This is a genomic window from Pseudoalteromonas sp. A601, from assembly GCF_002165575.1.
Lineage (GTDB): Bacteria > Pseudomonadota > Gammaproteobacteria > Enterobacterales > Alteromonadaceae > Pseudoalteromonas.
In genome coordinates, this window is the sequence record NZ_MXQF01000018.1 from 43,077 (window position 1) to 57,329 (window position 14,253).

Here is a 14,253-nt window from a genome sequence, read left to right on the forward strand (position 1 = left end):
AGCCACAGTGCAATATAAAGAAACCATCACTCTTGCGTTTAGCGGGGCGTCAGGTGCCCCTTATGGCTTACGGTTGCTTGAAGTGCTTTTAGCACAACAATTTAGAGTGTATGTATTGATATCAAGTGCAGCACGTGTGGTGCTTGATACTGAGTCAAATATTAAGCTCTCAGCTAATGAAGACAAAGCCACCGAGCAATTATGCACACTTTTTAATGCGCAACCTGAGCAACTACAAGTATTTGGTAAAGATAACTGGTTTAGCCCGGTTGCGTCAGGCTCTGCGGCACCGAAAAAAATGATTGTTTGCCCATGTAGCGCAGGCTCGGTTTCAGCGATTGCAGTAGGTGCATCTGATAATTTACTAGAGCGTGCTGCTGATGTGGTTATTAAAGAGCGTGGACAGCTTATTTTAGTGCCACGAGAAACCCCATTTAGTGAAATTCATTTAGAGAATATGCTTAAACTTGCTCGGTTAGGGGTTACAATTATGCCAGCAGCGCCGGGTTTTTATCATCAACCGGAGTCAATAAGTGACTTAGTTGATTTTATGGTGGCACGGATTTTAGATCATTTAAACATTGAGCATACCCTCACTAAACGCTGGGGTTATGGGGAAGGTAAAAAGTGAGCAAACAGACAATAGCGTTAAACATTAAAGGCCTGAATAAGGTTTATAAAAATGGTGTAGAAGCAGTAAAAAACATTGATTTAGAAGTACAAAAAGGCGATTTTTTTGCACTGCTTGGTCCCAATGGCGCTGGTAAATCAACAACAATAGGGGTTATTTCTTCATTAGTAAATAAAACCGCAGGTGAAGTTGAAGTATTTGGTCATAATATTGATACCCATTTAGAAGCGGCTAAATCAGAGCTAGGTTTAGTGCCACAAGAGTTTAATTTTAGCCAATTTGAAACTCTGACTCAAATATTGGTAAATCAAGCAGGTTATTACGGTGTTCCTCGTAAATTAGCCCATGAGCGAGCCGATAAATACCTGACGCAGCTGGGCTTACTTGATAAAAAAGATAAACAAGCGCGCACATTATCGGGTGGAATGAAACGTCGCTTAATGATTGCTCGCGCACTAATGCACGAACCTAAGTTACTTATTTTAGATGAACCAACGGCTGGTGTTGATATTGAGCTTCGCCGCTCCATGTGGGATTTTTTAAGGCAAATTAACGAGCAAGGGGTGACGATTATACTGACTACTCATTACCTTGAAGAAGCTGAATTATTGTGTAAAAACATCGCAATTATTGACTCGGGAATCATCGTTGAAAATACTACAATTAAAGCTTTGTTAGCCAAACTGGATAAAGAAACCTTTATTCTGGACTTAAAGCAGCCTGTGCAGGCGGTGACCCTAGATGGCTATCAGTTCTCTATGGTTGATGATCATACAATTGAAGTTGAAGTTGCGAAAGCACAAGGCTTAAATGCCGTATTTTCAGCACTTACTGAGCAAGGTAATACAGTATTAAGTATGCGAAATAAGGCAAATAGGTTAGAAGAATTGTTTGTTGGTTTACTAGAGCAAGGGCGGGAGAAGTAGATGTTTAAATACGGCGTAGCCTTAAAGAGTTTATGGATAAAAGAATGTATCCGCTTTTTGCGTATTTGGGTTCAAACACTCGTACCACCTGCTATTACAATGAGTTTGTATTTTGTTATTTTTGGTAACTTAATCGGCTCTCGTATTGGTGATATGGGTGGGTTTAGTTATATGGAGTTCATTGTACCTGGCCTTATTATGATGTCGGTGATCACTAATTCATATTCTAATGTGGCATCCAGCTTTTACTCTACAAAATTTCAAAAAAGTATTGAAGAGCTACTCGTTGCACCTGTACCTAATTATATTATTGTACTTGGTTATATGGGTGGCGGGATGACGCGAGGCATGTTGGTAGGCTTAATTGTTACTTGTGTATCCTTGTTGTTTGTTGATATTCAAATTCATAACATTTTTGTTATTATCGCGACTGTGACTTTAACCTCGGCAGTGTTTGCATTAGGTGGATTAATAAATGCAATTTATGCAAATAGCTTTGATGATATAAGCATTATTCCTACGTTTATTTTAACGCCACTGACCTACTTGGGAGGGGTGTTTTATTCAATTACTTTGTTGCCTGATTTTTGGCAAGGTGTATCGCAGGTTAATCCAATAATTTACATGGTTAATGCCTTTAGGTATGGTTTTTTAGGTGTGTCAGATGTTGATTTATCAGTTGCATTTGGTGTGTTATTTTTATTTATTACAGCCTTATTTACATTAGCATTGACGTTAATTAAAAAAGGTGTGGGGCTTAGACACTGATGAGTGATGCAAATTCACGTAGTATTGTATCAAACCAAGATGGCTTACATGATAAGCTGGATGAAATAGTCAATAAGCATTTAACAGCGCAGTTTAAAAAACCTATTGCAGCACATACACAAACAGCATTTGATCAAGTAAATGAAGAGGTACAGGCTTTTACAGGCCCGCTTATTTTAGATTCTTGTTGTGGGGTGGGTGAGAGCACAGCTAACTTAGCTAAGCGTCACCCTGATGCGTTAGTTATCGGTATAGACAAATCATCACACCGTTTGGATAAACATGAAGTTGAATACAAGCAGACTGACTCAGGCCACTATATTTTAGTGCAGGCTGACTTAAACGATTTTTGGCGTTTAGCTGTGGCAGCTAATTGGCAGCCAACACATCACTATTTACTTTATCCAAACCCTTGGCCTAAAGCGAAACATATTCAGCGTCGTTGGCATGGCGCTGCAATATTTCCATTTATTGTTAAATTAGGTGGCCGATTAGAAGTGCGCAGTAATTGGGATATATATGTCAAAGAATTCGCTCATGCTCTTTATTTGGCAGGGCAAGAGACACAGGTTGAACTGTATGAAAGCGAAGAAGCAATCACTCCGTTTGAGCGTAAATATTGGGCGAGTGGTCAACAGAGTCACCGGCTAGTAATCGATTTGGATTAACGATCTGCGTGTGGGGAGATATCTGCGGAGCCGCACAGGCAAAGTAGTGTCCTTGCATTAAGTTTACCTTTGCTTTTATTAGTGCGTTGACTATCGGCTTACTTTCAACGCACTCTGCAATAACATGTAAATTTAGTTGTTTTGCGAAACTAGCAATATGTTCAATATAAAGGTAAATATCTTGGTCGTTAATAATTTGTCGTATTAAAGAACCATCTAACTTTATACCGTCTACGTCGAGCTTTAAAACATTGGAGATATTAGAGTAACCAGTACCAAAATCATCAATGATCACTTTTACACCACGCTGTTTAACCATACTTATAAATGTTTTCACTTCGGAGAAGTTCGCGATTGCTTCGGTTTCTAATAATTCGAGAGTAATATTGCTTGGCTGTGGGTAGCGTTTAAGCTCGTCTGCTAAGAACTCTGTTAAGCTTGGATCTAGCATGTCTTGTGCTGTGATATTTATACTCCAGCAGATACTTGTTTTTCTAAATCGCTCAAAGCATTGATTAAGCATGGTTCTGGTTAACATACCATCCATACGAGAGCGGTTTACTACATTTAAAAATGCATCGGGCAGTAATATCTCGCCATGACAAGTGATCATACGTGCTAGGCATTCGTATTGTATAATTGAGTTGTTTTCATAGTCATAAACAGGTTGAAAATAAGGCACTATGCGATTATTTTCAAACGCTTCTCGCACATCCTTTGCCATTTCTACATTATATTGGTATTGATTTTTAACATCATGTAATGCGATTGAGTAGTTCACAACATTGAATCGGCCTTGCTTAGCTTGTAGCGCAGCAATGTGCGCATTCTCAAGAAGCATGGCTTTATTACCACTGGCTATACCTGCACATAATGTAATGTAAATAAAGGGGTCGGTTAGTAATGGAGTGCTACAATTATAATTTTGAATAAGATCGCTAAACCCCGTGTGTTCTTCATCAAAAGGGGCAATCAAGACTATTTTATTCGTTGCTAAGCGAAAGATTTTACTGCTAGCTGGGCGACGTAATGCAAAGTGTTCTAGGAGGCATTTCATTACTTTGTCACCCACTTCTGTACCATAAAAACTATTAATGTCTTCTATTTCATTTACCCAAATAACTGCAACTTGCATGTGAGAGGTCGATGATTGTTTTATATAGTAATCAAGTGCTATGTGATTTGCGTAACCGCTGCTGCTATCAGTAGATAAAGCACGTTTAAGTAAATAGATATAAATGCCTGCTACCAGCAACGCAATAAAAAAGAAGAAGCTAGCAAGGGCTGCCGCTTTAGAAACACTCTCGCTCAGTTGCTCGTTTAAATCGTAGATTGTGATATCAGCACCGGTTAAATAGGTATGACCGTTTTTATCAACGTACGGCACGAATATACTTTTGAAATGACCCCATTGATCTTTGGATGTTTCAAACACCGGTTCGGTGGAATAAAAAGCGCTTATATTAGCTTTGGTGGCTTCTGGGTATAAATCAAGGAACTGTGTTACTTTGCCGCTGTTTTGGTCTTCTTGTGTATAGCTAGACGCGCTGAAGTGTACATTGGAATCTTTTAATACCATTGAATACACATAGGCAACATCCAGTGCGTTGGCAAACTCAGACAACTGGCGACTTTTTAGTTGATACATTGAATGAGGGATTAAAACCCCTGCGTTTATTTGGTCGTGGTACTCATTTCCTAATATGTGCTTTACGCTGACTGCAGCATTGAGTAAACGGGCATCAACTTGGCGCATGATATCTGCACGCGTAGTATGATAAGTATAATAAACATAGCTAAGCAAACTAATTAGAAAAACCAAAAAGCCCGCAATTATCCAGTTTGTCCTCAAACTTGCACTTATCATGTTAGTCCCTTATATATTGACGTGGACATTATACAAAAAAATTTGACGGCGACTATATATAATTAGTCTTTAGCGAGGTAAATAATTAATCAATTTATCATTAATCTGTCATGCAATTGTTGGCTTTTATGGCTTAATACGAGACATTTATACTATATTGCAGTAAAGTTAGCGCATTTCGTAGCAACACTGCAGTTTGCCTTACTTATCGAATGTTAGTCTATTTGGGTATTAAGATTGTGAAAAACTGCATTTACTGGGTATCAAGATGGATCAAAAGCGTAGTGCCGTCGCCTCTAAAGAAACGCTGATGCGTATATTTACTGTACCAGAAGCCCCTGACTCAACATTGAGTAAAATCGAGCTTGAGATTTCGAGTAACTTGGCTGGCTTTTTGAATGAAAATATAGCGGCAATAGAAAAGCCATTGCATGAAATTGAAAAAGATTTTCAATCGGCAGTGATCCCTGAAGATCCCACGTTTGTTTCTGCTTATGCGCAGGACATTATGGATCAACTTGTTGCTCATTCGGTGCATACTGCTGCGCCTAGCTTTATCGGGCATATGACGTCTGCTTTACCACACTTTGTATTACCGCTATCAAAGCTCATGGTTGGCCTTAACCAAAACCTAGTAAAAATAGAAACGTCAAAAGCATTCACCCCATTAGAGCGCCAAGTACTTGGCATGATGCATCATCTTGCGTATGGCCAAAATGATGCTTTTTATAGTAAGTGGATGCACAGTGCTAAAACGTCATTGGGCGCGTTTTGCTCTGGTGGTACGGTTGCGAATATTACTGCTTTATGGATTGCTCGAAATCGACTGTTGAAGGCCGACGGTGAGTTTAAAGGTATTGGTGCACAAGGCTTAATAAGTGCCATGCTACATTATGGCTATAAAGGACTTGCTGTACTGGTTTCTGAACGTGGCCATTATTCGTTAGGGAAATCAGCTGATTTACTGGGGATAGGTCGTGACAACTTTATCGCTATTAAAACAGCCAGTAATAATAAAGTTGATATCGGGGCAATGCGCGACAAAGCAAATGAGCTTGAAGCACAAGGTATTAAAGTGATGGCGATTGTCGGCGTAGCAGGCACAACTGAAACTGGCAGCATTGATCCGCTCGATGATATGGCTGATTTAAGTCAAGAACTTGGTTGCCACTTTCATGTTGATGCTGCGTGGGGCGGAGCCACTTTATTATCTGATACGTACCGTCCTTTACTAAAAGGGATTGAACGGGCAGATTCAATCACCATCGATGCCCATAAACAAATGTATGTGCCAATGGGCGCCGGACTGGTTTTATTTAAAGATCCAGCGGCAACCGATGCAATTGAGCATCATGCAGAATACATCTTACGTAAAGGCTCAAAAGACTTAGGCAGTCACACACTCGAAGGTAGCCGGCCAGGTATGGCGATGTTAGTACATGCCTGCTTACGTGTTATTGGCCGTAAAGGCTACGAGATATTGATAGATAAAGGGATTGAAAAAGCACGTTACTTTGCTGATCTAGTAAATGCTGATGAAGATTTTGAGTTAATATCAGCGCCTGAACTGTGTTTGCTGACATACCGTTACGTACCTAAGCAAATTCAGCAAAAGATCGCACAAGCTGATGAACAGACTCGCTTAGAAATTTATGCCTCGTTAAATCGATTTACTGCGAGTATGCAAAAACGTCAACGTGAAGCTGGACGCTCTTTTGTATCACGTACTCGCCTTACTCCTGCAAAGTACGACCACCAACCAACTGTGGTATTTCGTGTAGTGCTGGCAAACCCATTGACCTCAGAAGCCATTTTAAAAGAGATTTTAGCTGAGCAAAAAGAGCTCGCTAAAACAGACCCCGTATTTAAAAAGTTCTTAGCTAAATATATGGATTAGTAGTTTAGTGGTGTTACTTTACTAAAAAGAAACACCACAGCTTTTTACTGTTCAGCTAAAACAACTCGCTTTAATCATCTCACTGATAATATGTTGTGATGGCTTAATTTTTTCCATCGCTAAAAACTCATCTGGTTGGTGGGCTTGATTAATTGAGCCTGGTCCCATCACGATCGTTTCACAACCAAGTTGTTGAATAAACGGCGCTTCGGTACAGTAATTTACAGCTACAGCTTGTTCGCCTGAGATTTTTTCGGCTAATTTGACAAGGGCTGAATCAGTACTACCTGTAAACGCTGGAATAGGTTCATGCATATCAACCACACTGACTGCATTAGGGTATTGGTTATTTATATCTGCCGCGATTGTTAGCAGCATAGCTTGTAATTCTTGTACACTTAAACCCGGTAATGGTCGCATATCAATATGCATTTCACAGCAACCACAAATGCGATTAGCATTGTCACCACCATGGATATGGCCAAGGTTAAGAGTAGGGTAAGGGATAACAAAATGCTCTACTGAATATTTATTCTTTAATTCTTGCTTTAATACTAACAGCCTTGAAGTGACTTGATGCATGACTTCAATGGCATTTAAACCACGCTCAGGATCTGAGCTATGACCTGAGCGGCCTATTACTCTAATTGTTGTGCTCATGTGCCCCTTGTGAGTAAATACGGGAGTCATATCTGTTGGTTCACCAATAATACAGCGTGCTGGTTTTAAATTGGGGTGTTTGCATATTTGTTGCGCCCCAGCCATTGTGGTTTCTTCATCTGCGGTCGCTAAAATTAATATAGGTTGGCTCTGCTGACTTTCATCTAGCTCGCTAATTGCTTGCAATACGAATGCGAAAAAACCTTTCATATCAATGCTACCTAAACCATAAAGTTTGTTGTCATGTTCGCTTAACTTAAATGGATCATAATTCCAGCGGCTGTCGTCAAAAGGAACGGTGTCGGTGTGACCTGCGAGCATTAAACCACCATCGCCTTCGCCACGCTTTGCTAATAAGTTAAAGCGACCCTTAGGCCCAGAAAGTTCAGTTATTTCACAGTCAAAGCCTAACTCTTTGCACCAGTTTGCGAGTAAGTCGATAACGCCTTTATTACTCATAGACAAAGACTCGTCCATAGCACTAATTGAAGGCGCAGCAATCAATTGCTGATACATAGATAAAAACGACGGTAAAGGCATAAAAAAATCCAAAATAATTATTCAATCTAATTGCATAACAATATAAAAGTATTTATGATGAATATCAATTCACTTTTTAAGCATAAATATATTTAAGTAGAGCTATGTTCATTATACGACGATAACGAAATTTCATTCCTAATTAATAGTGCATTGTTCTGCACTGAACACCTATATGAATAACAGTATTAACGATTAAAAGAGTAACGAATGAAAGTAGTCATTATTGGCGCAAGTGGTTATAGCGGTGCTGAGTTAGCCAGCTTAATAGTTAAGCATCCTCAATTAACCTTAACAGGTTGTTATGTATCTGAGCAAAGCTTAGATAAAGGCAAGTTGTTGAGTGATTTATATCCAGAGCATTTAGGTTTACTGGACACACCTTTATTACCGCTAAGCGAAATTGCTTTCGACGAGATAGAGACGAGCGCTGACTTTGTCTGTTTATGTACAGATCACAAAGTGAGTGTTGAGTTAGCGCCTCGTTTTTTAGCTATGGGTAAAAAGGTGTTTGATTTATCCGGTGGTTACCGTTTAAGTAGCAATGACGACTACCAAACTTATTATGGCTTTGAACACCAGCACACAGACTTATTAGCCCAAGCGGCTTATGGCTTAGCTGAGTGGAATGGCGAAACAATTAAAGCGGCGCAACTTGTTGCGGTTGCGGGTTGCTACCCAACGGCGGCATTGAATGCATTAAAGCCATTACAACAAGCGGGTTTATTAGCTGATCAGCCTGTGATTATAAATGCGGTATCGGGTGTTACCGGCGCTGGGCGTAAAGCAAGTGTTGGTACCCACTTTTGTGAAGTGTCACTTGCACCTTATGGTTTATTTAATCACAGGCACAGCCCTGAGATAGAATTACACTTGGGCCATGAGGTTTTATTTACACCGCATTTAGGTAATTTTCCTCGCGGTATTTTAGAAACTATCTACGTCCAATTAAAGACAGACGTAACGCCAGAGCAAGTAACAGATGCTTATCAGGTCTTAGCCGACGAGCCGCTAATTCGTTTGCTTGGTAGTAAGATCCCGTCCATCAAAGGGGTTGCAAAACAGCCTTATGTCGACATTGCGTGGCAACAGCAAGGTGAGCAACTGATTGTTATGGCTGCTATTGATAACTTATTAAAAGGTGCTGCTGGTCAAGCGCTACAATGTATTAATTTAGTTATGGGATTACCTCATAGCACAGGTTTAAAAGGGTAGTTAAGTAATGCAAACATGGGTAATTAAGTTAGGTGGGGCAGTACTTAATACTGAAGATGCCGCAAAAGCATTGTTTGCTGCGCTTGCCTCACAAACCCAAGCGCAATATGTGATTGTGCATGGTGGTGGGGCTTTAGTGGATAGCTGGTTAAAAGAGGCTGGTTTTGCCAGTGCTAAGCACCAAGGATTACGCATTAGCCCAAAAGAGCAAATGCCTTACATTGTCGGCGCGCTAGCAGGTTGTGCAAATAAGCAGCTAATGAGCCAAGCTATTGTTGCAGGTCATATGCCTGTAGGGCTTAGCTTGTATGAAGCCGGTATTATTGCTACGCAAAAACTAAAAGCATTAGGTCAGGTTGGTCAATGTCAAAGCGGTGTTCAAAGTGTCTTGCCTGCGCTTTTAAAACAGGGTCGTTTACCGCTCGTCAGTTCAATAGGATTTGGTGAGGACGGTCTTTGGTATAACGTAAATGCAGATGAAGCAGCCGCAGCGATAGCTAAAGAGCTCGATGCTGAAATTATTTTTATGACCGATGTAGAAGCGGTACTTGATGCAAATAAACAGCCGTTACATCAACTTGACACAAATCAGATCAATACTTTAATTGAAGAAGGAGTAATTGTGGGCGGGATGGAGGTCAAAGTTAAGACCAGTCTTCACGCTGCCCAACATTTACGACGAGGTGTGTATATTTCGAGCTGGCAAAAGCCAGATAACTTAATTGCTTTACTTAACGGTGAGCACGTCGGAACAAAAATTACACCATAGGTTTTTACATGTTTAATCATTTTTTATCTGGTCTTGAATTAGACCAAAAAGGCGCACTTAAATTACTTAATCTTGCGCAAAAAATAAAAGCAAATCCCGCTGATTTTAGCCAAGCGCTCGCGGGTAAATCAGTTGTCACGTTATTTGAAAAGCCAAGTTTGCGCACTCGCTTATCGTTTGATATTGGTATTAACAAATTAGGCGGCCATGCGGTTTATTTGGATTCGCAAAATGGCGCTATGGGCGCCCGTGAGTCAGTAAAAGATTTTGCATTAAATATAGCTAGCTGGGCCGACGGAATTGTCGCACGTGTTAATCAGCATAAAACACTGACCACACTGGCTGAGTTTTCCAGTGTGCCAGTGGTAAATAGCTTGTGTGATTTATATCACCCATGCCAAGCCTTGGCTGACTTTTTAACGCTGCAAGAAGTGTATGGTGATGTAAGCCAGCTCAAACTTGCTTATTTAGGTGAAGGCAACAATGTAACGCATTCACTGATGTTATTGGCGGCAACATTGGGTACTGATTTTGTTGCGGTTTGTCCGAAGGGAAGTTCACCGGATTCGCAAATTTTAAAGCAAGCAGAGCAAATAGCCGCAATGAATGGTGCATCCGTAATGGTGAGCGACCGTGTTGAAGCTGCGGTAGGTGCTAATGTTGTTTATGCCGATACCTGGGTATCAATGGGTGATGACACACCGCTTGAACAAGTTAAAGAAAAGTACATGCCGTATCAATTAAATGCAGCATTACTTGAGCAAACAGGGGCTGATACTGTACTACATTGCCAGCCAGCACACCGTGAATTTGAAATTACCTCTGAGGTAATGGATGGTCCGGCGTCAAAAATTATACAGCAAGCAGAAAACCGTATGCACGCGCAAAACGCACTGCTTGTTACATTATTAAATCCAAATTTTGTTTAAGGTATACCAATGAGTTCAATTAAAAAAGTCGTATTAGCCTATTCTGGTGGTTTAGATACATCGGCTATCGTGCCATGGTTAAAAGAAAACTACGGTTGTGAAGTTATCGCGTTTGTGGCTGATGTAGGTCAAGGCGCTGAAGAACTTGAAGGCGTAGAAGAAAAAGCTATCGCATCAGGCGCATCAGAATGTTATGTAGTTGATTTAAAAGATGAGATGGTAAGTGATTACATTTACCCAACGTTAAAAACTGGCTCAATCTACGAAGGTACTTATTTATTAGGTACTTCGATGGCACGCCCAATCATTGCTAAAGCACAAGTTGAAATTGCGCGTAAAGTAGGTGCAGATGCGCTTTCTCATGGTTGTACAGGTAAAGGTAATGACCAGGTTCGTTTTGAATCGTGCTTTGCAGCTTTAGCGCCGGACTTAAAAGTGATTGCTCCATGGCGTGAGTGGGACTTATCAAGCCGTGAGTCGCTATTAGATTACTTAGCCGAGCGTGATATTCCTTGTTCAGCGTCTGCAACCAAAATTTATAGCCGCGATGCTAACGCTTGGCATATTTCTCACGAAGGTGGCGAGCTTGAAGATCCGTGGTGCCAACCAAGTGACCAAGTATGGACATGGACGAACTCTCCCGAACAAGCGCCTAATGAGCCAGAATTAGTTACTTTAAATATTGTTGAAGGTGAAGTGGTAGCCGTAAATGGTGAGCAATTAAAACCGTATGACTGTTTAGTGAAGCTTAATGATATTGCATCGCCTCATGGTGTTGGTCGTGTTGATATTGTGGAAAATCGTTTAGTCGGGATGAAATCACGTGGTTGTTATGAAACACCAGGCGGTACGGTGATCATGGCAGCATTACAAGCAATTGACGAGCTTGTACTTGATAAATCAAGCCGTAAATGGAAAGAAGTATTGGGCGGTGAGTTTTCACACCTAGTGTATGACGGTCGCTGGTTTACACCTTTGAAAGATTCAATCTTAGCGGGTGCAGAAGCATTATCAACACTGGCAACGGGTGAAGTAGTATTAAAACTTTACAAAGGCCAAGTAACAGCTGTGCAGAAAAAATCACCAAACAGCTTATATAGCGAAGATTTTGCAACCTTTGGTGAAGATGATGTATACGACCAATCGCATGCTGAAGGGTTTATTCGTTTATTCTCGCTTTCAAGCAGAATTTCGGCATTAGCGAAGAAGTAATTTAATACGCCCCGTTAAACGGGGCAGTTTCAGGGTTTGGAGATATTTCATGGCATTATGGGGCGGACGTTTTTCTACGGGTCCAGATGAAGCGTTTAAACAATTTAACGATTCACTTCCCTTCGATTATCAATTAGCAGAGCAAGACATTATTGGCTCTGTGGCGTGGGCGGGTGCCCTAAAGCAAGTTGATGTACTAACGAGTAGCGAGCATGAATCGCTGGTGGCGGCACTGTATGAATTACTCGATGAAGTTAAAGTGAACCCACAAGCTGTGGCGACGTCGGGCGCTGAAGATATTCATTCACATGTTGAAGCTGCACTGATTGAAAAAGTAGGTGACTTGGCGAAAAAGCTACATACAGGACGTAGCCGTAATGACCAAGTAGCGACAGATTTTAGATTATGGTGTCGTGATACTGCCGATCACTTACTTGAAGCATTAGGGCAATTAAAAGGTGAGTTTATTGCTTTAGCAGAGCGTGAACTAGGTACTATTTTACCTGGCTACACGCACTTACAACGTGCGCAGCCACTGTTATTTAGTCACTGGTGTATGGCATATGTTGAAATGCTTGAGCGTGATGAAAGTCGTTTAAGTGATGCCAAAGCGCGGATGAACTTTTGCCCATTAGGCAGCGGTGCACTTGCGGGGACGGCGTACCCAATAGATAGGCAAACACTTGCCACGGGGCTAGGTTTTACCGCTGCGACTAAAAATAGCTTAGACTCGGTATCGGATCGTGATTTTGTGGTAGAGCTATTAAGTTGCGCGTCTATTTCAATGATTCACTTATCGCGGATGGCAGAAGACTTGATCTTTTATAACTCAGGTGAAGCAGGGTTTATTGAGTTGGCTGATAACGTGACATCTGGCTCATCTTTAATGCCGCAAAAGAAAAACCCAGATGCACTTGAGCTTATTCGTGGTAAAACTGGTCGTGTGTTTGGCTCATTCAGTGCGATGATGATGACCCTTAAAGCCTTGCCACTTGCTTATAATAAAGATATGCAAGAAGACAAAGAAGGCTTGTTTGATGCAATGCCTACTTGGCTTGCCTGCATTCATATGGCACAAGCGTGTATTAAAGGTGTAAAAGTAAATGGCGAACGTACCCTCGCTGCAGCAAAGGGTGGACACTCAAATGCGACCGAACTTGCTGATTATTTAGTTGCCAAAGGGATCCCATTTAGAGAAGGTCACCACATTGTAGGTGTGCTGGTACAAATGGCTATTGCACAAGGTAATAACTTAGAAGATTTAAGTTTAGAACAATTTAAGTCAGTACATAGTATTTTTGAACAAGATGTATATCCTGTATTAGAAATAGACGCTTGTATTAAAGCGCGTCAAGCACTCGGTGGCACATCATTAGAGCAAGTAACCAATGCTGTGAAAGATGCCAAAAAAAAACAGCAAATAACGGTACGTGATGCAAACCTAGATGATGTTGAGTCTATTGCTAAGCTTATTCAGCACTGGGCAACAGTAGGTGAAAACTTACCGCGAGCTAAAAGCGATATGGTGCATTCAATCAATGAGTTTGCAGTCACTGAGGTGAACTCAACGGTTGCAGGCTGTGCCTCTTTGTATATTTATGATACTGGACTTGCCGAAATACGCTCACTAGGAATAGACCCTGAAACTGGCGTAACAGGGCAAGGGCGGCAACTTGTTGAGCATTTACTTGGCAAAGCCAAAAAATTGGCACTCAATCGCATCATTGTATTGACGCGAGTACCAGATTTTTTTGAAAAGCAAGGTTTTACATTCTGTACTAAAGAAAGCTTACCTGAAAAGGTAATGAAAGACTGTGAACTTTGTTTACGCAAAGACAATTGTGACGAAGTCGCAATGGAATTTATTTTGAAGCCAAGTCGAAACACGGAGATCCCGTGTAAAAACGTAGCTTAAAATCCCTGGATGTAAAAGACGTACGGTTACCCCTGTGCGTTTTTTTATGTCCCAGCACATCTGGTATGACCTCATTCGTCTTTTTCTTCCTCGGAATATTACTAAAAATAGTAAAAAGATCATAAATAGATCAGAATTGATTAAAAGTTGGATCGCTATTTGCTTTGTATTAATTAGATGTTTCTGTAAGGGTACATCTTTGCAATACGCCAAAAAAATATCATAGCGTTTTGCAATAACAACTTAAATTGCTTAA

At 40.8% G+C, this 14,253-nt stretch carries 12 protein-coding genes; 10 read left to right on the plus strand and 2 right to left on the minus strand.

The features are described 5' to 3' along the window. Positions 1-7: 7 nt before the first annotated feature. The 4 genes from B5G52_RS15175 to B5G52_RS15190 are packed head-to-tail and all read left to right on the plus strand — an operon-like array spanning position 8 to position 2,993. Entirely contained in the window at positions 8-631 is a 624-nt protein-coding gene (locus B5G52_RS15175) for a flavin prenyltransferase UbiX (RefSeq protein WP_087533488.1), read from the plus strand. After that, on the plus strand, positions 628-1,557 hold the full coding sequence (locus B5G52_RS15180; RefSeq protein WP_087533489.1) for an ABC transporter ATP-binding protein: 930 nt from the start codon (positions 628-630) through the stop codon (positions 1,555-1,557). Before B5G52_RS15175 ends, B5G52_RS15180 begins: the two co-directional genes overlap by 4 nt. Then, entirely contained in the window at positions 1,558-2,325 is a 768-nt protein-coding gene (locus tag B5G52_RS15185; protein ID WP_087533490.1) for an ABC transporter permease, read from the plus strand. After that, positions 2,325-2,993, plus strand: coding sequence for a tRNA (guanosine(46)-N(7))-methyltransferase TrmB (locus tag B5G52_RS15190; protein ID WP_087533491.1), 669 nt, complete (start codon positions 2,325-2,327; stop codon positions 2,991-2,993). Before B5G52_RS15185 ends, B5G52_RS15190 begins: the two co-directional genes overlap by 1 nt. Here B5G52_RS15190 and B5G52_RS15195 read toward each other — a convergent pair. After that, positions 2,923-4,860 carry an EAL domain-containing protein gene (locus tag B5G52_RS15195; RefSeq protein WP_087533492.1) on the minus strand — a complete coding sequence of 646 codons (1,938 nt, stop codon included), beginning with the start codon at positions 4,858-4,860 and terminating at the stop codon, positions 2,923-2,925. The genes B5G52_RS15190 and B5G52_RS15195 overlap by 71 nt on opposite strands. Before the next feature lie 268 nt (positions 4,861-5,128). Here B5G52_RS15195 and panP point away from each other — a divergent pair, with 268 nt between their 5' ends. Beyond that, positions 5,129-6,757: a pyridoxal-dependent aspartate 1-decarboxylase PanP gene (panP, locus tag B5G52_RS15200; RefSeq protein WP_087533493.1), complete on the plus strand. Its 1,629-nt coding sequence runs from the start codon at positions 5,129-5,131 to the stop codon at positions 6,755-6,757. 51 nt (positions 6,758-6,808) lie between these two features. Here panP and argE read toward each other — a convergent pair whose 3' ends face one another. Beyond that, positions 6,809-7,957 carry an acetylornithine deacetylase gene (gene argE, locus B5G52_RS15205; RefSeq protein WP_087533494.1) on the minus strand — a complete coding sequence of 383 codons (1,149 nt, stop codon included), beginning with the start codon at positions 7,955-7,957 and terminating at the stop codon, positions 6,809-6,811. A 210-nt stretch (positions 7,958-8,167) separates the two neighbouring features. Here argE and argC point away from each other — a divergent pair, with 210 nt between their 5' ends. Genes argC through argH form a run of 5 tightly spaced genes read left to right on the plus strand, consistent with a single transcriptional unit; the run spans position 8,168 to position 13,997 of the window. Continuing rightward, entirely contained in the window at positions 8,168-9,172 is a 1,005-nt protein-coding gene (gene argC / locus B5G52_RS15210; protein WP_087533495.1) for an N-acetyl-gamma-glutamyl-phosphate reductase, read from the plus strand. A 7-nt stretch (positions 9,173-9,179) separates the two neighbouring features. Next, positions 9,180-9,941 carry an acetylglutamate kinase gene (argB, locus tag B5G52_RS15215; RefSeq protein ID WP_087533496.1) on the plus strand — a complete coding sequence of 254 codons (762 nt, stop codon included), beginning with the start codon at positions 9,180-9,182 and terminating at the stop codon, positions 9,939-9,941. An 8-nt stretch (positions 9,942-9,949) separates the two neighbouring features. Continuing rightward, the gene (locus tag B5G52_RS15220) at positions 9,950-10,870 is read left to right on the plus strand and encodes an ornithine carbamoyltransferase (protein ID WP_087533497.1); all 921 of its coding nucleotides are present in this window, start codon (positions 9,950-9,952) and stop codon (positions 10,868-10,870) included. 9 nt (positions 10,871-10,879) lie between these two features. After that, positions 10,880-12,082: an argininosuccinate synthase gene (locus B5G52_RS15225; protein WP_087533498.1), complete on the plus strand. Its 1,203-nt coding sequence runs from the start codon at positions 10,880-10,882 to the stop codon at positions 12,080-12,082. 49 nt (positions 12,083-12,131) lie between these two features. Beyond that, on the plus strand, positions 12,132-13,997 hold the full coding sequence (gene argH / locus B5G52_RS15230; RefSeq protein ID WP_087533499.1) for an argininosuccinate lyase: 1,866 nt from the start codon (positions 12,132-12,134) through the stop codon (positions 13,995-13,997). Positions 13,998-14,253: the final 256 nt, after the last annotated feature.